Source organism: Streptomyces sp. NPDC050806, from assembly GCF_055586425.1.
This window is the reverse complement of the sequence record NZ_JBVJIF010000004.1, coordinates 646,788-668,078: the sequence shown is the minus strand read 5'-3', so window position 1 is coordinate 668,078 and position 21,291 is coordinate 646,788. Positions and strand designations below refer to the sequence as shown.

The 21,291-nt window shown below is 73.8% G+C and carries 18 protein-coding genes; 7 read left to right on the top strand and 11 right to left on the bottom strand.

The window, feature by feature from the left end:
• Positions 1 to 33 precede the first annotated feature (33 nt).
• Positions 34 to 921, bottom strand: coding sequence for a beta-keto acid cleavage family enzyme (locus ACZ6WH_RS15760; RefSeq protein WP_432860792.1), 888 nt, complete (start codon positions 919 to 921; stop codon positions 34 to 36).
• Positions 922 to 1,057: 136 nt separating this feature from the next.
• Positions 1,058 to 1,921, bottom strand: coding sequence for a TetR/AcrR family transcriptional regulator (locus tag ACZ6WH_RS15755; RefSeq protein ID WP_432860794.1), 864 nt, complete (start codon positions 1,919 to 1,921; stop codon positions 1,058 to 1,060).
• Positions 1,922 to 2,115: 194 nt separating this feature from the next.
• On the opposite strand from ACZ6WH_RS15755, the gene ACZ6WH_RS15750 reads away from it, so the two are divergent.
• Both ACZ6WH_RS15750 and ACZ6WH_RS15745 read left to right on the top strand, forming a co-directional pair.
• Positions 2,116 to 4,203, top strand: coding sequence for a SpoIIE family protein phosphatase (locus ACZ6WH_RS15750; protein WP_432860796.1), 2,088 nt, complete (start codon positions 2,116 to 2,118; stop codon positions 4,201 to 4,203).
• A 115-nt stretch (positions 4,204 to 4,318) separates the two neighbouring features.
• On the top strand, positions 4,319 to 5,593 hold the full coding sequence (locus ACZ6WH_RS15745; RefSeq protein WP_469728852.1) for an MFS transporter: 1,275 nt from the start codon (positions 4,319 to 4,321) through the stop codon (positions 5,591 to 5,593).
• Between the two features lie 16 nt (positions 5,594 to 5,609).
• Here the strand turns inward: ACZ6WH_RS15745 and ACZ6WH_RS15740 are convergent, their stop codons facing one another.
• Positions 5,610 to 6,353, bottom strand: a complete 744-nt coding sequence (locus ACZ6WH_RS15740) for a L,D-transpeptidase family protein (protein ID WP_469728850.1) — start codon at positions 6,351 to 6,353, stop codon at positions 5,610 to 5,612.
• Positions 6,354 to 6,879: 526 nt separating this feature from the next.
• Between ACZ6WH_RS15740 and ACZ6WH_RS15735 the strand changes: the two genes are divergently transcribed.
• Positions 6,880 to 8,277 carry an NADP-dependent succinic semialdehyde dehydrogenase gene (locus ACZ6WH_RS15735; RefSeq protein WP_469728848.1) on the top strand — a complete coding sequence of 466 codons (1,398 nt, stop codon included), beginning with the start codon at positions 6,880 to 6,882 and terminating at the stop codon, positions 8,275 to 8,277.
• Between the two features lie 46 nt (positions 8,278 to 8,323).
• Here ACZ6WH_RS15735 and ACZ6WH_RS15730 read toward each other — a convergent pair whose 3' ends face one another.
• Positions 8,324 to 10,456 carry a SpoIIE family protein phosphatase gene (locus ACZ6WH_RS15730; protein WP_469728846.1) on the bottom strand — a complete coding sequence of 711 codons (2,133 nt, stop codon included), beginning with the start codon at positions 10,454 to 10,456 and terminating at the stop codon, positions 8,324 to 8,326.
• A 167-nt stretch (positions 10,457 to 10,623) separates the two neighbouring features.
• Between ACZ6WH_RS15730 and ACZ6WH_RS15725 the strand changes: the two genes are divergently transcribed.
• Positions 10,624 to 11,511: a universal stress protein gene (locus ACZ6WH_RS15725; RefSeq protein WP_469728844.1), complete on the top strand. Its 888-nt coding sequence runs from the start codon at positions 10,624 to 10,626 to the stop codon at positions 11,509 to 11,511.
• Positions 11,512 to 11,517: 6 nt separating this feature from the next.
• On the opposite strand, the gene ACZ6WH_RS15720 is transcribed toward ACZ6WH_RS15725, so the two are convergent.
• The 5 genes from ACZ6WH_RS15720 to ACZ6WH_RS15700 form a co-directional block, all read right to left on the bottom strand.
• Positions 11,518 to 12,741 (bottom strand): metallophosphoesterase, encoded by a 1,224-nt coding sequence (locus ACZ6WH_RS15720; RefSeq protein ID WP_432860808.1) that lies wholly within the window; start codon positions 12,739 to 12,741, stop codon positions 11,518 to 11,520.
• Between the two features lie 43 nt (positions 12,742 to 12,784).
• The gene (locus ACZ6WH_RS15715) at positions 12,785 to 13,315 is read right to left on the bottom strand and encodes a DUF1990 family protein (RefSeq protein WP_469728841.1); all 531 of its coding nucleotides are present in this window, start codon (positions 13,313 to 13,315) and stop codon (positions 12,785 to 12,787) included.
• Positions 13,312 to 14,139, bottom strand: a complete 828-nt coding sequence (locus ACZ6WH_RS15710) for a YndJ family protein (RefSeq protein ID WP_469728839.1) — start codon at positions 14,137 to 14,139, stop codon at positions 13,312 to 13,314. The genes ACZ6WH_RS15715 and ACZ6WH_RS15710 overlap by 4 nt, the downstream gene beginning before the upstream one ends.
• 313 nt (positions 14,140 to 14,452) lie before the next feature.
• A complete protein-coding gene (locus ACZ6WH_RS15705) occupies positions 14,453 to 15,217 on the bottom strand; it encodes a crotonase/enoyl-CoA hydratase family protein (RefSeq protein ID WP_469728837.1) in 765 nt (254 codons plus the stop codon).
• A complete protein-coding gene (locus tag ACZ6WH_RS15700; RefSeq protein ID WP_469728835.1) occupies positions 15,214 to 16,872 on the bottom strand; it encodes an acyl-CoA dehydrogenase family protein in 1,659 nt (552 codons plus the stop codon). The genes ACZ6WH_RS15705 and ACZ6WH_RS15700 overlap by 4 nt, the downstream gene beginning before the upstream one ends.
• An 83-nt stretch (positions 16,873 to 16,955) precedes the next feature.
• Between ACZ6WH_RS15700 and ACZ6WH_RS15695 the strand changes: the two genes are divergently transcribed.
• On the top strand, positions 16,956 to 17,747 hold the full coding sequence (locus ACZ6WH_RS15695; protein ID WP_469728833.1) for a PaaX family transcriptional regulator C-terminal domain-containing protein: 792 nt from the start codon (positions 16,956 to 16,958) through the stop codon (positions 17,745 to 17,747).
• Between the two features lie 72 nt (positions 17,748 to 17,819).
• Here the strand turns inward: ACZ6WH_RS15695 and ACZ6WH_RS15690 are convergent, their stop codons facing one another.
• Positions 17,820 to 19,160: an erythromycin esterase family protein gene (locus ACZ6WH_RS15690; RefSeq protein ID WP_469728831.1), complete on the bottom strand. Its 1,341-nt coding sequence runs from the start codon at positions 19,158 to 19,160 to the stop codon at positions 17,820 to 17,822.
• 120 nt (positions 19,161 to 19,280) lie between these two features.
• Here ACZ6WH_RS15690 and ACZ6WH_RS15685 point away from each other — a divergent pair, with 120 nt between their 5' ends.
• A complete protein-coding gene (locus ACZ6WH_RS15685) occupies positions 19,281 to 19,871 on the top strand; it encodes a TetR/AcrR family transcriptional regulator (RefSeq protein WP_469728829.1) in 591 nt (196 codons plus the stop codon).
• Positions 19,872 to 19,945: 74 nt separating this feature from the next.
• On the opposite strand, the gene ACZ6WH_RS15680 is transcribed toward ACZ6WH_RS15685, so the two are convergent.
• Complete coding sequence (locus tag ACZ6WH_RS15680) at positions 19,946 to 20,788, bottom strand: triphosphoribosyl-dephospho-CoA synthase (protein WP_469728827.1); 843 nt, start codon at positions 20,786 to 20,788, stop codon at positions 19,946 to 19,948.
• A gap of 247 nt (positions 20,789 to 21,035) precedes the next feature.
• Between ACZ6WH_RS15680 and ACZ6WH_RS15675 the strand changes: the two genes are divergently transcribed.
• Positions 21,036 to 21,269 (top strand): hypothetical protein, encoded by a 234-nt coding sequence (locus ACZ6WH_RS15675; protein WP_432860820.1) that lies wholly within the window; start codon positions 21,036 to 21,038, stop codon positions 21,267 to 21,269.
• Positions 21,270 to 21,291: the final 22 nt, after the last annotated feature.

Here is a 21,291-nt window from a genome sequence, read left to right as displayed (position 1 = left end):
TGGGGGTGGGAACGGGCGTACGGGAGGCGGGAGTCAGGCGCGGGGCTTCAGGCCCATGCGGGCGCGGGCCTGGTCGGGGGTGGCGACCTTGGCGCCGAGGGACTCGGTGATGGTCACGGCGCGCTCGACGAGCTGCGCGTTGGTGGCCTTCACGCCCTTGGAGAGGTACAGGTTGTCCTCCAGGCCCACGCGGACGTTGCCGCCGAGCAGGATGGACTGGGCGACCCACGGCATCTGCATGCGGCCGAGCGCGAAGCTCGCCCACTCCGCGTTCTCCGGCAGCATGTTGACCATCGACTGCAGCACGCCCGGGTCGGCCGGGGCGCCCCACGGGATGTCCATGCACAGCTGGAAGACGGTCGGGTCGTCGAGCAGGCCCTCGGCGCGCAGCTGCTTGGCGAACCACAGCTGGCCGGTGTCGAAGATCTCCAGCTCGGGGCGGACGCCCAGCTCCTGGATGCGCTTGGCGCCCTTGCGGAGCATCTCGGGGGTGGAGATGTAGAGGTTGTCGCCGAAGTTCAGCGAGCCGCAGTCCAGGGTGCAGATGTCGGGGAGCAGGTCCTCGACGTGCGGCAGCCGGTCCAGGCCGCCGACCAGGTCGGTACCCGGCTGGGCGCCCTTCTCCAGCGGCTGGTCGGGGTCGAGCACCAGGTCGCCGCCCATGCCGGCGGTCAGGTTGATGACGACGTCGGTGCCGGTCTCCTTGATGCGCTCGACGACCTCGGCGTACAGCTTCGGGTCGCGCGAGGGGTCGCCGGTCTCGGGGTCGCGGACGTGGATGTGCACCACGGCGGCGCCCGCCTCCGCCGCCTCCACGGCGGACGTGGCGATCTGCTCCGGCGTCACGGGGACGTGCGGGGAGCGGCGTACGGTGTCGCCCGCGCCGGTCAGCGCACAGGTGATGATGACCTCGTCGTTCATGACGGGAGTCCCTTCTGCGGGTGGGTGGGTGACGGACCGTCAGGTATGACGGCAGGGGAGGAGTGGGGGTGCGCGGGCAGGCGTCGGCCACGCCTGCCCGCGCACGATCGTGGGCGGACGGTCGTCCGGGGGTGCCTTACGAGGCGGTCAGCTCGTCGTCCACGAAGGCGGTCAGCGCGGCGTGCATGCTGTCCGGGGTGGTGCTGCCGGGCGCTGTGGCCAGTACCTGGGTGGCCAGGCCGTCGATCAGCGCGGTCAGCCGCAGCGCGGTGAACTCCACGTCGACGGGGCGGAACACGCCCTGTTCGACGCCGCGCCGCACGACGTCGGCGACGGTGGTCCGCCACTGCCGGTAGTAGTGGTCGTGCAGCCGCCCGACCTCGGTGGAGCGGGCCGCCTGGGCCCACATGTCCAGCCAGACCAGCCACTGCCGGCGCTGCTGCTCCGTGCGCGGGGTCTGCAGCGCGATGAGGTGCAGCATCTCCTCGCGCGCGTCGGCGGCTCCGGCCAGGCCCTGCGCGCGGCGCGCGGTGTCCTCGTCCATGCACCAGCGGACGGCGGCCTCCAGGAGGTCGTCCCGGCCGGGGAAGTGGTAGTGGATCGCGGCGGTGCTCGTCCCGCAGGCCGCCGCGATGTCGGCGACACGTACGGAGTGGAAGCCGTGCTCGGCGATCAGGCGCACCGTCTCGCGGACGATCTGCAGTGGCCGGCCGCCTTCGGGGAGGGCGGGTGCCGCCCCGTCCTCCGGTGGTGCGGGCGTCCCGGCCCGGGAACCCAGCAGCCAGCCCGTGTCCACGCCGCCGATCTCGGCGATGCGGACGATTTCGGCGATGGTGAAGCGGCGGGTCCCGCCGAGGGACCGGGAGAGCTTCGAGGGGTCCATCACGATGCGCCGGGCGAACTCACGGTGGCTGCAGCCGATGCCGTCGATCACCTTTTTGACGCGGTCCGTGAGGTCGCCGTTCTCGTCGGCGAGCCGGGTGCCGGGGTCTTCCTGCATGGTCCGGGACCGTAGCAGCGTGATGAGATCACCGCAACACCCGATGCGTCGATTCTCGGGAAAACCCTAGGCTCTGGGCGGGTAAGTGGCGCGTGATGAGCGCTGACTGATGAGAAAGTCAGATTCGGTGTCCGGTGGGTCCGGCCAGGTGCGCAGACATCCCCTAAGGGGTGGAAATGTGGGAAAGTGGCGACATGGCCGAACGGGGCGCGCAGTCCCCTCCCGTGTCGCCGCCGGAGGAGTGGCCCGCCCCGCCGGACCGCATCCTGGCGCTGAACGGGATGGGCGGCTTCGACTGGGACCTGGAGCGCGGCCGGCTGCACATGGACGCCGCCGCGCTGCGGATCTTCGACCTGCGCGCCGACGAGTACGACGGCCGTCCCACCTCGCTCTCCCGCCGGGTCCCGCCCGCCGAGGCCGCCCGGCTGGACTCCCTGGTCGCGCAGGCCATCAAGGACGGCAGCGAGTCGTACGGCGCCTACTTCCGCGTCCGGCGCCACGACGGCACGCTGCGCTGGATCCACACCCACGGCACGATCTACCGGGACGACAGCGGACGGCCGCACCGAATCGTCGGCATCGTCCGCGACGCCCGCCAGGAGCTGGAGCTCTCCCGCACCGCGAGCCCGGTGACCCCGGGCGCCCGGCGCCGCGGGCACACCTCCGTCGTGGAGCGCACCACCGCGGCCCTCGCGCACGCCCGGAGCGTCCGCGACGTCATCGCCGTCCTCGGCGACGACCAGGGGCTGAGCCGGCTGGGCGTGGAGAACGTCATCCTGGGGCTGGTGGAGGCCGGCCGCATCCAGCTCGTCTCCGAGGGGCAGGCCGGGAGCTTCGTCCCGGAGCACCGGTTCACCCGAGTGGCGGACGAGTTCCCGATGAGTGAGGTCGTGCGCACCCTCACGCCGCGCTTCGTCCGCTCCCGCGCGGAGTTCGCCTCCTGCTACCCACGGCTCTGGCCGCACGTCCAGCCCCTGAACGTCGGCTCGGCCGCCTACCTCCCGCTGATCGCGCAGGCCCGCCCCATCGGCGTCATCGGCCTCTTCTACCGGGAGGAGTGCGAGTTCAGCACGCACGAACGCAGCATCCTCGTGGCGCTCGGCAGCAGCATCGCGCAGAGCCTGGCCCGCGCGATGCTCTTCGACCAGGAGCACGACCTCGCCGAGGCGCTCCAGCGCGCCATGCTGCCGCGCCGCATCCCCGGCGTCCCCGGCGCCCGCATCGCGGTGCGCTACCGCACGGCGCAGCTGGGCCAGGACATCGGCGGCGACTGGTACGACGTCATCCAGCTGCCCGGAGGACTCCCCTCCGGCGGAGGCAGGGTCGCCGTCGTCATCGGGGACGTCCAGGGCCACGACACCCAGGCCGCCACCCTCATGGGCCAGCTGCGCATCGTCCTGCGCGCGTACGCCGCCGAGGGTCACGCGCCCGCCACCGTCATGGCCCGCGCCTCCGGCTTCCTGCACGAACTGGACCCCGAGCGCTTCGCCACCTGTACCTACGCCGACATCGACCTGACCACCGGCGCGCTGCAGATCGTCCGGGCCGGCCATGTCGATCCGCTGGTGCGGCACGCCGAGGGGATCTGCCGCCGGCTGTCCGTGCCGGGCGGGCTGCCGCTCGGCCTGTCCGCCGAGTTCGGGCAGCTGGACTACCCCGTCACCACCGTGCACCTCGCGCCCGGCGAGACGCTGGTGCTGTGCACCGACGGCCTGGTCGAGCGGCCCGGCGCCGACCTGGACGACGGGATGGCCCGGCTGGCCCGGGCGGTGCGCACCGGGCCGCAGGACGTCCAGCAACTCGCCGACCTGCTGTGCAGGCTCTCCCTCAGCGGTGACGGCGAGGACGACATGGCGCTGCTGCTGCTCCGCCGCAGCGGCACGGCCCCGCCGGACCACCACGGCACGGTCCGCCGGCAGGTCGCCCCCGGGGACGCCGACGCGCTCGCCGAGGCCCGGCACATGATCCGGGACGCGGTCCGCGGCTGGGGCGCGCCCGGGCGTGCCGAGGAGATCGAGCTGGTCGCCGACGAGCTGATCACCAACGCGCTGCTGCACACCGACGGGGCCGCCCTGGTCTCGCTCGCGCTGCCCAGGAGCGGGGAGCGGCGGCTCCGGCTGGAGGTCGCCGACCGCTCCAGCGTGCTGCCGCACCGCGAGGAGCCGGCCGACAGCCGGGTGCACGGGCGCGGCCTGCTGCTGGTCGACCGGCTGGCGGACGTCTGGGGCGTGACCCCGCGGGGCAACGGCAAGAGCGTGTGGTGCGAGTTCCTGTGTCCGTGATGCCGGGGAGGCGGATCGGGCGGCGGTCCGCACGAATGGCTGTCGTCTACAGCCTGTAAGGCGTGAAGGTGGCCCCCGCCACATACATGCCGCGCTCCGCGTGCTTTACTGCCGCGTGCCCACTGAGACCGCTCCCACCGGCCTGCGCTCGCGCATATTCGCCGACCTCACCCCGCTGCGCACCTCCGTCCACTACCGCCGCCTGTGGACCGGCAACACCGTCTCCTGGGTGGGGCAGCAGATGACCGCGCTCGCGGTCTCGCTCCAGGTCTACGACATCACCCACTCGACGTTCTCCGTCGGGCTGGTCGGCCTCTGCTCGCTCGTCCCGCTGGTCGTCTTCGGCCTGTACGGCGGCGCCATCGCCGACACCGTCGACCGCCGCACCCTGGGCCTGTTCAGCGCGCTGGGCGCCACCACGATGTCCGTCGTACTGGCCGGCGCCGCCCTCTTCCACGTCCGGCAGGTCTGGCTGCTGTACGCCGTCGTCGCCCTCCAGGCCGTCTGCTTCGCGATGAACTCGCCGGCCCGCTCGTCGATGATCCCCCGCCTGCTGCCCACCGAGCAGCTGCCGGCCGCCAACGCGCTGAACTCCCTCACCAGCAACCTCGGCCTGATGGGCGGCCCGATGCTGGGCGGCCTCATCGTCGGCTGGTGGGGCTACCAGGCCGCGTACCTCATCGACGTCGTCGCCTTCACCGCCTCCCTGTACGCCATGTGGCGGCTGCCCTCGATGCGCCCGGACCACGAGGCGGGCCCGGACGGCGCCCGGCCGAAGCGGGCCTCCGTCCTGGACGGCCTGCGGTTCCTGGCCACCCGCCCCAACCTGCGGATGACCTTCTTCGCGGACCTGGCCGCGATGGTGCTGGCCCAGCCGCGCGCCCTCTTCCCGGCCGTCGCCGCGCTCTGGTTCGGCGGCGACGCCAGGACCGTCGGGCTGCTGGTCGCCGCGCCCGCCGTCGGCGCCGTCCTGGGCGGGCTGTTCTCCGGCTGGCTCGGCGTCATCCGGCGGCACGGCCTGGCGATCCTGCTCTCCGTGGCCGCCTGGGGCGCCGCCGTCGCCGTCTTCGGCCTCACCCGCAACCTCTGGCTCGGCCTGGTCTTCCTGGCGGTCGCGGGCTGTGCCGACACCGTCTCGATGGTCTTCCGCTCCACGATGCTGCAGGCCGCCACCCCGGATCAGATGCGCGGCCGGCTCCAGGGCGTCTTCATCGTCGTGGTCGCGGGCGGCCCGCGGCTCGGCGACTTCCTCGCCGGCTCCGCCGCCGACCTCGCCACCCCGGCCGTCGCCGTGGTCGGCGGCGGCCTGGCCTGCGTCGTCGTGGTGACGCTGCTCGGCCTGGGCCGCCCCGCCTTCGCCCGCTACGACGCCCGGGACCCGCAGCCCTGAGCCGCCGCGCGGCCGCTCAGTACCGGGTGATCGCGGTCTCGCCCGACCTGGTCCCGATCGCGATGTGCGGCCGCCGGTCCGGGTCCGCCCAGGCCAGGATGCGGGCCATGGCGTCGGCCGGCACCGAGACGCAGCCCGCCGTCGCGCCCTTCCCGTTGACGTGCAGGAAGATCCCGGCGCCCCGGCCGCGCACCGGCTCGTCGTAGTTGAAGCCGATGACCAGCGCCCGGTCGTACTGCGTCGGGTAGTCCGCCAGCCGCTCCGACTCCTTCGCCGCGCAGTCTGCGGGCAGCGGCTCGGCCCAGCGGTTGTACGCGGTGGAGGCGTTGTCCTCGCACCACCAGGAGTCGTCGTGCACCGGGCGGTAGTCGACCTCGGTACCGGGCGGGGCCGCGCTGATCCCGAAGCCGTACGGCAGGTCGTACAGGCCCGTGGGAGTGGTGTTCGTGCCCTGCTCGCGAGTGCTGCCCTCGGTCACGCCCTTCGAGCCGAACCGGGCCGGCGCCGAGCCCGCCCGCTCCCAGTGGCCGTGCCGCTTCTCCCACCAGACCAGCCGGCCGTGGGTGGCGGACGTCTTCGGCGCCACCGCCGTGATCAGCTGACTGCCGCCGCCGGTGTCCGCCATCCGGGCGGGCAGCGGCGCCCCGGTCCGCTCCGCCGCAGGGGGCCCGGGGGACGCGGCGGCCGGTCCTGAGCCGGCCGTGGCGGCCAGCGCGAGCGCGGCCGCACCGGCCGCCAGTGCCAGGAACGAAGGCTTCATGACGGCACTGTAGGGCGCGGCCGCCCCGCCCGCGCCCCCGCGCACGGGTCTTTTCCGCGCCCGCTGCCCATCCGATTCCGCCGCGCGCGGCAGCGATAGCCGGGCCAGACTCGGGTACGGGGGCGAGAAGAACCACCGCCGCGGGCGGATCACCCGCGGTACGCACCGCACCGTGAGATCCAGGAGGTCTTCCGTGGAACGGCAGCCGCACCTCGCGCGCGCTCACGACCCCGGCGGCCCGACACCGCCCAACCCGGGCCCGGGACCGGTCCCGGACCCCGTGCCGGGCCCGCCCGACCCCGTACCGCCCACCCCCGAACCGTCCCCCGTGCCGCGGCCGCCCGGCCCGAGCCCGGACCCGGTACCGGAGCCGTCGCCGCAGCCGAGCCCGCTGGGCTGACCCGGCGGGATTGACCTGCCCGTAACGGGAACCCGTGCGTACGGCCCCGTGGCCGTACGCACCCCGTACGGCCCTGCGGCCGCCCGCACCCGCACCATCAGAAGGACAGAAGGAGAGGTGCTTCCCATGGCCATCGCCACGGTGAATCCGGCCACCGGCGAGACCCTCAAGACGTTCGACGCGCTCAACGAAGGCGAGATCGAGGACCGCCTGGTCCGCGCCGACCAGGCCTGGCAGGAGTACCGCACCACCGGCTTCGACCGGCGCGCCGCCCTGCTGCGCAAGGCGGCCGACCTGCTGGAGGCCGACGCCGACGACGTCGCCCGCACCATGACCACCGAGATGGGCAAGCCGCTGGCCCAGGCCCGCGCGGAGGCCGCCAAGTGCGTGAAGACCATGCGCTGGTACGCCGACCACGCCGAGGCGCTGCTCGCCGACGAGCACCCGCGGGCCGCCGACATCAAGGACTCCGGCGGGGCCCGCGCCTACGTGCGCTACCGCCCGCTGGGCCCGGTGCTCGCGGTGATGCCGTGGAACTTCCCGCTCTGGCAGGTGATCCGCTTCGCCGCGCCCGCGCTGATGGCGGGCAACGTCGGCCTGCTCAAGCACGCCTCGAACGTCCCGCAGACCGCGCTGTACATCGAAGAGCTCTTCCGCCGCGCGGGCTTCCCCGAAGGCGCCTTCCAGACGCTGCTCATCGGGTCCGGCTCGGTCGAGATGATCCTGCGCGACCCCCGGGTGGCCGCCGCGACGCTGACCGGCAGCGAGCCCGCGGGTCGCTCCGTCGCCGCCATCGCCGCCGACGAGATCAAGAAGACGGTGCTCGAACTGGGCGGCAGCGACCCGTACATCGTGCTGCCCTCGGCCGACCTGGAGAAGGCGGCGGCCACCGCCGTCACCGCCCGGGTGCAGAACAACGGACAGTCCTGCATCGCCGCCAAGCGCTTCATCGTCCACACCGACGTCTACGACGAGTTCGCCGCCCTCTTCGCCGAGAAGATGGCGGCGCTGGAGGTCGGCGACCCGATGGCGGACGGGACGGACGTCGGCCCGCTCTCCAGCGAGCAGGGCCGCGCCGACCTGGAGCAGCTGGTCGACGACGCCACGATGCACGGTGCCTCGGTGCTGTGCGGCGGCGGACGGCCCGAGGGCATGGACCAGGGCTGGTTCTACCGGCCGACCGTGCTCACCGGCATCACCAAGGACATGAAGATCTACTACGAGGAGGCGTTCGGCCCGGTCGCCACGCTCTTCCGGGCCGCGGACCTGGACGAGGCGATCGCCGTCGCCAACGACACGCCCTTCGGCCTCAGTTCCAACGCCTGGACCGAGGACCCGGCCGAACAGGACCGGCTGGTGCGCGACATCCAGGCGGGCGGCGTCTTCTTCAACGGGATGACCGCCTCGCACCCGGGCATGCCGTTCGGCGGCGCCAAGCGCTCCGGCTACGGCCGGGAGCTGGGCGACCACGGCATCCGGGAGTTCTGCAACATCACCACGGTCTGGTACGGCGCCAAGGGCTGAGCCCTGGATGACCGCCACCGCATGGGCGCTCGGGGCCGGGCACGGATCACGGGCCCTCGGGGCCGGGCACGGTGAACTCGCACCACAGCGCCTTGCCCGCGCCCCGGGCCTCCGCGCCCCACCGGTCCGACAGCGCCTCGACCAGCAGCAGGCCGCGGCCGGTGGTCGCGGTCTCGCCCGGGGTGCGCCGCCGCGGCCAGCGGCTGGACCGGTCCTCGACCTCCAGCCGCACCCGGTCCGGCGGGCCGGAACGCAGCTCCAGCGAGACCAGCGCACCGCTGTCGGTGTGCCGCAGCGCGTTGGTGATCAGCTCGGTGGCCACCAGTTCGAGGTCGCCCGCCACCTCACCCGCCCGCCACTGGTCCAGCATCCGCCGCAGCTCGGCACGGACCTCGGCCGGGCCCGTGGGGTCGGCCTGGTGGACGTGGAGCCGGATCCGCGGGGTCGCCGGGCCGCCCGGCTCGGCCAGCCGCCGCAGCAGCAACAGCGCCATGTCGTCCGGCGATCCCGGCCGCTCCCACAGCAGGTCCGAGAGGTGGTCGGCCAGCTCGTCCAGCTCGCCGGGCCCGTCCCGCACGGCGCCGGTCAGCGCTTCGAGCCCGGTCAGGATGTCCGAGCCCGGCTGCTCGACCAGGCCGTCGGTGCACAGCAGCAGCGTGGATCCCGGCTCCAGGGACAGCTGCGTCTCCGGGTAGTGGTCCTCGCCGAAGACGGTGGCGAGCCCCAGCGGCAGCCCGCCGCGCACCGTCGGCCAGTGCACGTGCCGCTCCCCGTCCACGAGCAGCGGTTCCAGGTGCCCGGCCCGCGCCACGTGCAGCATCCCCGAGGTGAGGTCCGCCTGGATGTACGTGCACGTCGCGAACCGTTCGGTCTCCAGCTCGGCCAGGAAGCGGGAGGCCCGCCCCAGCACCGTCTGCGGCGGATGCCCCTCGCCGGCGAAGGCACGCAGCGCGATCCGCAGCTGGCCCATGACGGCCGCCGCGTGCGTGTCGTGCCCCTGTACGTCGCCGATCACCACACCCGTACGGCCCTGCGGCAGCGGTACGACGTCGTACCAGTCGCCGCCGACGTCCCGGCCGGTGCGCGCCGCGTGGTAGCGGACCGCGACGTCGCCGCCGGTGATGCCGGGGATCCGGCGCGGCAGCATCGAGGCCTGCAGTCCGGTCGCGATCTCCCGCTCCTGGTCGAAGAGGGTGGCCCGCTGGAGGGACTGCGCGATGACGCCGGCCAGCGCCAGCGCCAGGTTGCGGTCCTCCGCCGTGTAGACCTTGGCCTCGGTGTTGACCAGCGCGAGTGCGCCGATCACCTTGTCCTGCGCGACCAGCGGCAGGAAGGCGGCGCTGCGGATGCTGATGTGCCGCACGTACGGGCGGAGCCGCGGGTAGCGCTGCAACAGCTCCTCGTGGGAGGTGACATAGGACGGTTCCCGGGTGAGGGCCGCGTCGGACAGCGGCAGCGTCCGGTCCAGCGGCATGTGCAGCAGCTCCGGCACGTCGTCCAGCGGCGGAGTGGCCGCGATGACGTCGAACACGCCGTTCTCGACCAGGCCGAGGACCAGCGCGTCGGCGCCCAGCCGCAGCGGGCCGCCGGGCGCGGTGAGCACGTCGGTGACGTCCTCGACCGACAGGGCCCGCGACAGTGCGGCGGTGGTCCACTGCACCAGCCTGGTCTGCCGCTCGCGCTCCTCGTCGGAGATGTTCAGCAGCGCGGAGTCGGCCAGCTCGGCGGTGGCCTCGCGGACGATCCCGGCCATCCGGTACGGCCGTCCGCTGCCGTTGCGCAGGATCCGGCCCTGGGCGTGCGTCCAGCGCGGCGTGCCGTCCCGGCAGCGGATGCGGAAGTACGCGGCGCAGGACCGCCGGCCCTGCTGGATCGCCTGCACGACGACGGCGTCCAGCCGGTAGCCCTCCTCCTGCGGCACGCGGGGGAGCAGCGAGAGCCGCGTCCCGTCGAATTCCTCCGGGCGCAGGTCGAAGACGGCCAGGCCGCCGGGGTCCAGGTCGAAGGCGCCGCTGTCCAGGTTCCAGTCGAAGGAGCCCATCCGGTTGAGCGCGAGCAGGTCCGGCAGGGCGATGCCCGGCCGGTGGGGCCGCTCCCGCCCCCCGAGGAGGCTGCGGCGGCTCCGGCGCGGCGCCCGCGCACCGTCTGCCGCCTCGGGCCCGTCCCAGCTCCGCTCCATACCGGGATCTTACGGTCATATCGGGTAAGGATGGGAACCGAGGACGGCGGGGTGTCCCGGACCGCGCGCCACGCCGTCACCCCTCGTGCCCGCGCCCCACCGGCCATGAGAGGCCCCAGGACATCGGGGCACCGGAGGCGGTGCCCGACCGACGGATCGAGGAGACCGTGAACAGCACCCTGCCCGTCATCGCCGGCGTCGACGGCTCGCCGAACAGCCTCCGGGCGCTGGACTGGGCGGCCGAAGCGGCCCGGCTCACCGGGGCCCGGCTGCACGTGGTGCACGTCTGGCCCATCACCCCCATGCCGCGCGCGCTGGGCGACGCCCGTCCGCGCCCGACTCCCGACCCCGCCGACCCCGTGCTGCGCGAGGTCCAGGAGCATCTGGCCGACCGCGCCGACGTTCCGGAGACCCGGTACCTCGCCGCGCACGGCGCGTCCACCTCGACGCTGATCCGGCTGAGCGCGCAGGCCAGACTGCTGGTCCTCGGCTCGCGCGGCCGCGGCGGCTTCACCAGCCTGCTGCTCGGCTCGGCGGGCCGGGCCGCCGCCATGCGGGCCGCCTGCCCGGTCGTGGTCGTGCCCGACGAGCGGCGCGCCGACCCGGGCGCCGGGGCGCAGGGCCGGGTGGTGCTCGGCCTGCACCCCGAGGAGACCTCCGACGAGGCGGTGGACTTCGCCTTCGCCGCGGCCGAACGCAGGTCCGCCGAACTGCGGGTGGTCACCGCGTACCCGAGCCCGTACCCGCTGCTCGTGGACCCCGAGAGCCTGCCGCCCGGCCACCGCACCTCGGGCGAGGAGGAGGCCCACGCCGGCGCCCGCCAGGACGAGCGGCTGCGCCCCTTCACCGAGCGCCACTACCCCGAGGTGGCGGTGGACCAGGTGGTCGCGCAGGGCGATGTGGCGGGCCGGCTGGTCGCCGCGTCCCGCGCCGCCGACCTGGTGGTGGTCGGCCGGCACCGCCGCCGGCTGCGCGAGGGCGGCCTGATGGGCTCCGTCGCCAACGCGGTCCTGCTGCACGGGCACTGCCCGACGGCGGTGATCCCCGTACGGTGAGCCGGCTCAGCTCCCCACGGCGGCCGGCGCGTGCACCGGCGTGCCGGTCCGCGTGCGGTGCGCGAGCTTCGCCGTACGGGTGGCCACGTCCACCGTGTACGCGTCGATCGTCAGGCCCTTCGCGGAGACCTTCAGCACCATGAAGCCGTGGCTCGCGAAGTCCTGCCACGCCGCCGGATTGCTGAAGTGCGCCTTGCCGTCGCCGGTCTTGGACGCGGCGCCGCAGACGACCTGGCGGGTGCCGCCGGTGCGCGCGGACGGCTCCAGGATCTGGAGCGTGTGGTCGTGGCCGGACAGGATCAGGTCCGCGCGGCCGCACACCACCTCCTCGTACAGCTCCTTGAGGTGGATGCCGCTGGTGTAGTGCCCGATGGTGAAGCCGTCGTAGGAACCGGCGCTGCCGTGCTTGCCGTTGTTGAGGTACGGGTGGTGGCCGAGCACGATCTTCCAGCGCGCCCGCGACGCCTTCAGCGCGCCCTCCAGCCAGGCCCGCTGCTCGCGCATGTAGCGGCCGTCCCAGTGGAAGTAGGGGTCGGTCTGCACCACGTAGGAGGAGACCGGGGTGGTGTCCAGCGCGAAGAACTCCACGAGCGGATCGCCCGCGGCGCCCTCGCCACCGCTCCCGGCCGGCAGCGCCACGCTGTAGTAGCGGCTGGGCATGTACCACCGCTTCGAGGTCGTCGCGTAGGCCACCTCCCGGTCCCCGCGCGAGGGGTCGCCGCCGCTGCCGGGTATCAGCCCCGAGCAGTCGTGGTTGCCCAGGATCATCAGCCACGGCACGTCCATGCCGGTGTTGGGCTTCTCGAACTTGTCCTGGAACTCGGAGTCGTGGGCGGATTCCGGCCCGTTCTCGTAGATGTTGTCGCCCAGCCCGACGGCCAGTCCGATCCGTTCGGTGCGCATCAGGTCGCGCGCTGCCGCGGCCACCGCGTACTGCCCCTCCTCGCCGGTCCCGGCGTCGCCGGTCACCAGCACGGCGAACTCCCCGTCGCTGTCGGCCGCGGGGAAGGGGTACTTCCCGTCCGCCGCCCGGTCCCGCGCCGCGGCCGCTCCGTACGGCAGCGCGGCGAGCGCGGCTCCGGCGACGGCGCCGCCGAGGAGCGTGCGCCGGTTCAGCAGGGGAGCGGGGCGGGTGTCGGCGGGGCTGGTCGGGTCCCCGCCGGGGACGGTGCCGCTCCGCAGCCACCGGTCCTCGGTCATGTCCGCCTGCGGCGGAATCAGCTCACACATGCCAGGAGTTGTCTCATGACCTACTGGTCAGTTGGTGAAGATGTCATGAACATGGAGTGGACGTACTGGGGTCGACGAGCCGTCGCAGCGTGCGTCCGCAGTGCCGCGCGTAGGCCCGCTGGAAGACCGGCACCAGCGGCCCCGCCAGCCGGGTGTACCACCGCGCCGGCAGGCTGAAGGCGGTGACGGTGAACCAGACGGAACCGTCGGGGCGCAGCTCCGCGACGAAGGACTCCTCACCGCGCTCGGGGTGCCCGTCGAGCGTCCCGTAACCGAAGCCGATCCGGTCGCTGTCGTACGTGCTCCACACCACCCGGCAGGGCGCGGCGACGCGCAGCGGGCCGATGCCGAGCCCGGTCTCCACCGGGACGCCCGGATCGGCGCTCGCCGCGCCCGCCCGGACGCGCACCCCGGCGGCCCGGTGCATCCGGAAGGTCGTGATCGCCTCGCCCGCCCTTTCGAGCACCTCCCGGCCGTGGCCGACGAGGACCTCCACCCGCAGGTGGTGGTACCCGGCGGGCAGCGGGCCGTGCTGGGTGGCGCCGTGTTCGGGGTAGCTGAGTGCGGCGGTCATGAACGCTCCTCGGTACGGGTGGAGTGCTGCAGGCGGCGCGCGGCGAGCAGGGCGCACAGGGCGAAGCCCAGCGCGTTGCCCACGCCATGGGTCGCCGCCATCCAGGTCAGGGTCGGGTGCGGCAGCCCGCTCGCCTCGCCCAGCGCCCAGCTCAGCGCCAGGAGCATGGTCACCACGAGCGTCGCGGCCGACACGGCGGACAGGGCGCGGGTCGTGCGGCCGGCGACCCGCGCGCCCCGCAGGGTGGCCAGTCCCACCAGCCACATCCCGCAGCTGAGCACCGCGGCACCCGCGAACTCCACCCACTCGCCGGTGAAGTACCCGGCCAGCACCAGCAGCGTGCCGGCCGGGACGCCGAGTGCGGCGAGGCGGGCGGCCGGGGTGTCGGCGGCCCGGCAGGCCAGCCCCGCCACCAGCGCGGCGGCGAACCCCGCGAAGTGGAAGTGCGGCACGGTCAGCGACAGCATGCGCAGGGAGAAGCCGAACAACTCGGTGCCGTACCGCTCGGCGGTCAGCGCCAGGCCGGCCACCGCCGGAGTGGCCAGCGCGGTGAGTACGGCGATCTCGCGCGGCGCGAGCGACCGGGTGCGCAGCAGTCGCCGGGGCGCGAGCAGGGCGAGGGCAAGGGTGGCCGCGGCGTAGCAGGCGGCGAGTGCGGTGGCGGCGGGTCCGCGCGGCAGCCACAGGCTCACCGCGCCGAGCGTAGCGGGCAGCCACCAAATCCCCCGCAGCCGCGCCGCGCCGGGCTCATCGACCAGCGCGAGCCCCATCGGCATCACCGCCACCATGCCCAACATCACCACCAGCCGCACAACGATGTCCACGCCACTCCCCGCCACTTGAACGTGTTCAACTAATCCACACAGCGGACCGTACACCCAGAGTTGAACACGTTCAAGCAGCCCCGCCCACCCGTCTTTTCCCCCACCACCGACGGGAGGGGACGGGCCGGAGCGGGTGGGGTACCGGACGTAAAGCGAAGCAGTCCGGTACCCCACCCGCGGAGGCCCGGCACCGTAGCGTCAAGCCCCGCGCAGCGGTAACCGCCCGCCGCAGGCGAAACGGCGCCGCACCCGGCAACGGCGAAACGGCGCCGCCCCCGGCAACATCGACGCCCCCCGCAGCGAAGAGGGTGCCTTAACCGTCCTTCGCCCCGTGCCGCCCCGCCCCCGCGGCAAACCGAGCCGCACCCTCGGCCGCCTGCGTCAACGACGCCACCCCGTACCGGAGTTCGGCGGCCATCGCGTCCTCCTCGGTGCGCCCCGCCTGCTCTCGCACCGACGCCCGGTCGCCCCGCAGACAGCCCTGCGGGAACCGGGCGATCTCCGCCGCCAGCGCCTCGGCCTCGGCCCTGGCCCGGCCCTTCGGCACCACCCGGTTGGCCAGCCCGATGTCCAGCGCCTCGGCGGCCGGCACCGGGCGGCCGGTGAGGATCAGGTCCATCGCCCGGCTCTCGCCGATCAGCCGCGGCAGCCGGACCGTGCCGCCGTCGATCAGCGGTACGCCCCAGCGGCGGCAGTAGACCCCGAAGACCGCGTCCTCCTCGGCCACCCGGAGGTCGCACCAGAGCGCCAGCTCCAGGCCGCCCGCCACCGCGTACCCGCTGACCGCCGCGATCACCGGCTTGGACAGCCGCAGCCGGGTCGGCCCCATCGGCCCGTCGCCGTCCGGCTCGACCCTGTTGCCGCGCGGCGTGCCGATCGCCTTGAGGTCGGCGCCCGCGCAGAACGTGCCGCCCTCGCCCCACAGCACCGCCACCGAGGCGTCGTCGTCACGCTCGAACTCCCGGAAGGCGTCGGCCAGCTGCCGGGCCGTGGCGCCATCGACCGCGTTCCGGGCAGCGGGCCGGGACAGCACGACGGTGCTGACCGGCCCCTGCCGCTCGACCCGTACCGCGCTCATCCGCGCGCGTCCGCAGGCGACTTGGTGCGCGTACGGGCCAGGATCGCGCCCAGGTCCACGCCGGCCGGCAGCGTGCCGAAGGCGTTGCCCCACGCGCCCGCGAGCCGGGAAGCGCAGAAGGCGTCCGCGACCGCCGGGTGGCTGTACCGGACGAGCAGCGAGCCCTGCAGGACCAGGGTCAGCCGCTCGGCGAGCGTGCGGGCCAGCAGCTGCGCCCGCTCCGGGTCGGCCAGTTCCGGCAGCATCGCCTTCAGGTCCGCCACCGCCGCGTCCAGCCGGGCGTCCGCGCCGGCCGCCTCCGCCACCTCGGCGAAGTACGCGTCCAGCGCCGCCGGTTCCTTGGCCAGCGCGCGCAGCACGTCCAGCGCCGCGACGTTGCCCGAGCCCTCCCAGATGGAGAGCAGCGGGGCCTCCCGGTACAGCCGGGGCATCCCCGACTCCTCGACGTACCCGTTGCCGCCCAGGCACTCCAGCGCCTCCGCCGCGTGGGTCGCGCCGCGCTTGCAGACCCAGTACTTGCCGGCCGCCAGCGCGAGGCGGCGCAGTGCGCCCTCCGCGGCGTCACCGGACTGCGACCTGTCCACCGCCGCCGCCAGCCGCATGCCCAGTGTGGTCGCCGCCTCCGACTCGACCGCGAGGTCCGCCAGTACCGCGCGCATCAGCGGCTGGTCCGCCAGCTCGCGGCCGAAGGCGCGCCGGTGCGCGGTGTGGTGCAGCGCCTGCCGCAGCCCGGCCCGCATCCCCGCCGCCGACCCCAGCACGCAGTCCAGCCGGGTCATGTTGACCATCTCCACGATGGTCCGCACGCCGCGCCCCGGCTCGCCCACCGGCCAGGCCACCGCCTCGTCGTACTCGACCTCGGAGGAGGCGTTGGAGCGGTTGCCGAGCTTGTCCTTGAGACGCATCAGGTGGAAGCGGTTGCGGCTGCCGTCGGGGAGCACGCGCGGGAGCAGGAAGCAGGTCAGCCCCTCCTCGGTCTGCGCGAGGGTCAGGAAGACGTCGCTCATCGGCGCGGAGGTGAACCACTTGTGGCCCGTGATCCGGTACGTGCCGTCGCCCGCCGGCACCGCACGCGTGGTGTTGGCCCGGACGTCCGAGCCGCCCTGCTTCTCCGTCATCGACATGCCGGCGATCAGCCCGCTCTTGCCCAGCGGCGGCCGCAGCCCGAAATCGTACGTACGGGCCGCGAGCAGCGGCTCGTACTCGGCGGCCAGCTCCGGCGTGGCCCGCAGCGCCGGGACCGCCGCGTACGTCATGGAGATCGGGCAGCCGTGCCCCGGCTCGGCCTGCGACCACACGTAGAACTTGGCGGCGCGGACCAGGTGGCCGCCCGGCCGGCCCTCCGCCCACGGCGCCGCGTGCAGCCCCTGCTCCACCGCCACGGTCATCAGCTGGTGCCAGGCCGGATGGAACTCCACCTCGTCCACCCGGTGGCCGTACCGGTCGTGGGTGTGCAGCTTCGGCGGCTGCTCCTCCGCCATCCGGGCCAGCTCCTGGACCTCCTCCGAGCCGGCCAGTGCGCCCAGCACCTGCACCTCGCGCTCGCCCCAGCCGGCGTCCTCGCGGCGCAGCGCCTCCAGCAGGGCCGGGTCGTCCGCCGCGCTGAATCCGGTGAGCGGCGGGGCCTGATTCACGACTTCATGGGTCACGGTCATACGGTGGACATTACAGAGCTGCGACAGGCGACGGAAGGGCGTAATGCGCGCGGCGCCGTCCGGTGGTTAGGATCCGGGCAGGCATGGACACGAAGAGAAGTACCGGGACGAGGGGCGCCGCCGTGGTGCACGACGACGAGCGGGCCCCCCTTGAGCTGCGGCCGCTCACCGCACGCTCCGTCGTGCTCAGCACCCTCCTAGGCCACCACCCGCCCCGGCTGCCCGCCCGCGCCCTGGTCCGGGTCGGCGAGCTGTTCGGCATAGCCGAGGGCACCGTCCGGGTCGCCCTCTCCCGGATGGTCGCGGCCGGTGACCTGCGGCAGCGCGACGGCGCCTACGGGCTCACCGCACGGCTCCTGGACCGCCAGGCCCGGCAGGACGACAGCCGCACACCGTGCACCGTGCCCTGGTCGGGGGAGTGGGAGATCGCCCTGGTCAGCGGCGCCGAGCCGCGGACCGCCACGGAGCGCGCCGCGCTCCGCCAGGCGATGGCGGCCCTGCGCCTCGGCGAGCTGCGCGAGGGCAGCTGGCTGCGCCCCGCCAACCTCGACCGGCCGCGCCCCGCAGTCGCCACCGCGCAGTGCACCTGGCTGACCGGGACGCCGGACGACGACCCGCGCGCCCTCGCCGGCCGGCTGTGGGACCTGGCCGGCTGGTCGGCGCGCGCCCGTACCCTCCTCGCCGCCCTCGACGAAGCCGCCGGCCCGGCCGGCCGTTTCACCGTCTCCGCGGCCATCCTCCGCCACCTCCTCACCGACCCTCTCCTCCCGGAGCCCCTGCTCCCCGAGGACTGGCCGGGAGCGGAACTCCGCACCCGGTACGACGGATTCGAGGCAGAACTGAGCACCCTGCTCCGCCGCTACGCGGAGGGGTGAGGCGGGGGCGGACGGCCTCGGGGAACACCGGTCCAGCGGCGTTCTCCCGCGCGGCCGCCCTGCCCGGTCGGGTCAGAGAAGGTGGCCGGCTTCGACTTGGTGCAGGTGGATGAGGATGTCGTAGGAGCGGCTGAGGGCGGTGTCCGGGTCTTTGGCCGACCAGTACAGGCCGTAGGAGCGAGTGGGGCGTGCCGTGTCGAGCCAGGCTCGGGCCGCCGCGGGCGCGGTGCGCAGGTCGAGGCTGAAGTCGCGGTGGCGAACCTTGTCGAGGGTGTTCTCGTTGTGGCCGTTCGGAGCGGGGTCGACGGTGTAGGTCTTGGGCTGCTGTGCGGTGTAGTCGGGCAGTGCGTTGATGGAGCCCTCGTTGAAGGTCAGGCCGATGCTGACGTAGTCGTCGCCGAGTCGGCGGTGCAGGACCATGCCGGTGGGCTCGGGGAACTGGGCCGGGTTGTCGCTGGTGTAGGCGATGTGGCCGTTGTTCGAGGCGAGCAGGATCCTGCCGCCTCGATGGCGCAGCCACCAGGCGGTGTTGGCGGCCATGGCCCGGTCGCGGTAGCGCATCCGCTCGGAGAACTGCTCGTCGGGGAAGGCGTAACCGTTGAAGCTCTGGGCGATGGCGGTGGCGTTCTGCACCGCCCAGGCGTACGCCTCTCGGCTGTGCTTGTCGGCGCTTGGCGCGCGCCCCCGGTCGCGCAGCAGCGCAAGGGCAGCGGCGGCCTTGTCGGCGTCGGCCTTCCGTTCGGTCGGGCTCTTGGCATAGAGCTGGTCGGTCATCCACGGGCCGGCCTCGGTGCCTGCTTCCGGCCGCAGGGAGGCGTACGAGGCCGCCATGTCGGAGGCCAGGTCCGGGCGGTATTCGGCGACGTAGTCCGCGACCTGGTCGAAGGCTGTTCTGCCCGGGAAGCCGAGGTCGTTGCCGACGAAGCGCAGCCGCGGCCGGTCGGGGTGGGCAACGTTGTAGCGGCGCATCCAGTGGATCAGGTCGAGATACTCCTGGGTGTTCCAGAAGACGTACTGGCCCTGGAACTCGTCCCGCATGATCCGCGCGGGATCGCCGACTCCGCGGGTGACATAGGCGTCCAGGCGCAGGCCGGTGCTCCAACTCGCCTCCAGGGCGAAGGTGGTGAAGCCCTTGGTGGCCACGAGGTGGCGGAAGACGCGCTGCTTGAGGGTGAAGAACTCGTGGCCGCTGTGGCCGGCCTCGCCCAGGCCCACGATGCGGGCGGCGCCGACCATGTGAGCGAGGGCATCCAGGTCGTCCAGAGGGTGCGCGCCGCGGTTCAGGGCGTCCACCGGGCCCGCGGCCGGTGAGGCCGCTGCCGTGGCGACGCCGCTGAGGCTCCCCGAGGTGAGGGCGACGGTGCCGGCCAGGCCGAGCAGGTAGCGTCGACTGACGGGGTGAGCGTCGCTCATGGCATCTCCCTCAACTGGTGGATTCGGCGCGACTATAGAGAGATTTGCGCGAGCGTTCAATGCGTACATCTTATGCGTACGCCTAAGACGGGCGAATCAATTGTCGAGTAGGGTTCCGGCATGGGAAATCGCGAGGATCTGCTGGCGGGGGCCAGGCGCTGCCTGGAGGAGAAGGGCTGGGCCCGCACCACTGTGCGTGACATCGCGACCGCCGCAGGTGGCGTGAGCATGGCCGCCATCGGCTACCACTACGGCTCCCGCGAGGCGCTGTTGAATGCCGCCCTCATCGAGGCGATCGACGAATGGGGCACACGGATCGGCCGCACGCCGGCCTCCTTCGGGGACACCGGAAGCAGCGCGGCCGAGCGCTACAAGGCGATGTGGGCCGCGATCATCAAGTCCTTCCAGGACGACCGAACCCTGTGGCTGGCCACGATCGAGGCCCTCCTGCAGGCCGAGCACTCCGAGGAGCTGCGCCGCCATCTGGCCGGCGGACAAGCGCAGGGTCGTCGGGGCCTGGCCGCCCTGCTGCTCAGCACGCCCGAGGGCGAGACGGACGACGCTGCCGCCCGCACCCTGGGCGCCGCGCAGATGGCCCTGTTCACGGGCCTGATGACCCAGTGGCTCACAGACCCCGAGCAGGCCCCCGACGCGTCCGAGGTCGTTACTGGCCTGCAGGCCCTCGCCGGCATCGTCAACTCGGACACGTAGGAGAACGTCCTGGGCCGGAAAGAGTTGAAGGCGGGGCAGGCCAGGAGCCTCGGGAGGGGCTGCCCCGCCGGCTTTCAGGTGCCCGGGGCCGGGTTCTCCGGGCCGAACGTGAAGTCCAGGAAGAGGGCGGCTGACAGCACCGCGTGGCTGCCGCGGGGGGCCAGTCCGGAGTCGCGCATGCGGGCGTGCAGCCGGTCCAGTGCGGCGCGGCCGCCCGGGCTGTCGTAACCGCCGGCCCGCACCACGTCCCGGGCGTCCATCTGTACCGAGAGCAGCGCCGCCGGTCCGCCCTCGTGCAGCAGCGAGGTGTCGTCCAGCGTCGCCATCAAGGTCAGCAGCGCGTCCATCCGCGCGGCGGTCTCGGGCCTGCCGTGCGCCCGGGACTCGCGCAGCGCGGGCAGCGCGACCCGCCGTATGTGCGGGAACCCCGAGTGGGCCTGGCCGGTCGCGCCGGGTACGTGGAAGTGCAGCCGGGCCCGGCCGCCCGGCGTGTCCGCGGGGCCGGGCGCGCCGTCGTACGGCAGCCGGGCCAGTGTCGCCGCCGCCGCGCAGGCCGTGTACGCCGACCGGCAGCCGGTGGCCGCCGCGCCCGCCACGAGCAGCCCGACGGCCCACAGCTCGCCCCGGTGGGCGGCGGTCCCGTCCGCGGCCCGCTCGCCGAGCCCGCCCAGTTCGGTGCGCAGCCCGCGGTCGAGGGCGCGGCCGTCGGCGGTCTCCGCGACGGCGGCGAAGGTGGGGCGCAGCGCTTCTATGGAGCGCAGTCCGGCGGTGCTGTCGGCGTCGTGCGGCACCGTCATGTCGGGGACGCGCGGCAGCCGGGCGCGTGCGGTGCAGGCGGCCACCGCGAGATCCGCGAGGAGATCCGGGGTGACCGGGGGAGTGAGGCGGGCGGGCGAGGTCGGCGCAGGCCGGAGCATGGCGGTGCCTTCCTTCTGTCGTACGGGTCGGACCTCGGAGCACGCGGAACGGCGCTCCGAGCCTGTGATGCCGCCCGCGGCACCCCGGCAAGCGGGACCTTCGTCCCGTATGTCCGGACCGTAGGTCCCCCTTCCGCGTGCCTTCCCCGGGGACCGGTGGGAACCGGCCGGGTCCGTGGCCCGGCGTTTGGGGCGTCGGGCCGCGGACACCCGCAACGTCCCAGTCCACGACGTGGAGGTCGGTCACATGACCCGCACGCACGAGTCCGGTGAGGCCACCGGGACGAAGGACAAGAACTACAACCTGCTCTGGTACACGCAGACGTGCCTGGACAACGCGCTGCGGATGGAGACGTACATCCAGGACGCGGAGCGGGAGAAGGACGCCGAGCTGGCGGAGCTGTTCCGCAAGGCCCAGGCCGACAGCCGCAAGGGTGCCGAGCTGGGCAAGCAGCTGCTGGGCAGCCGGCTGAGCAGCTGAGGGCAGGGGCGCTGGGTGGGTC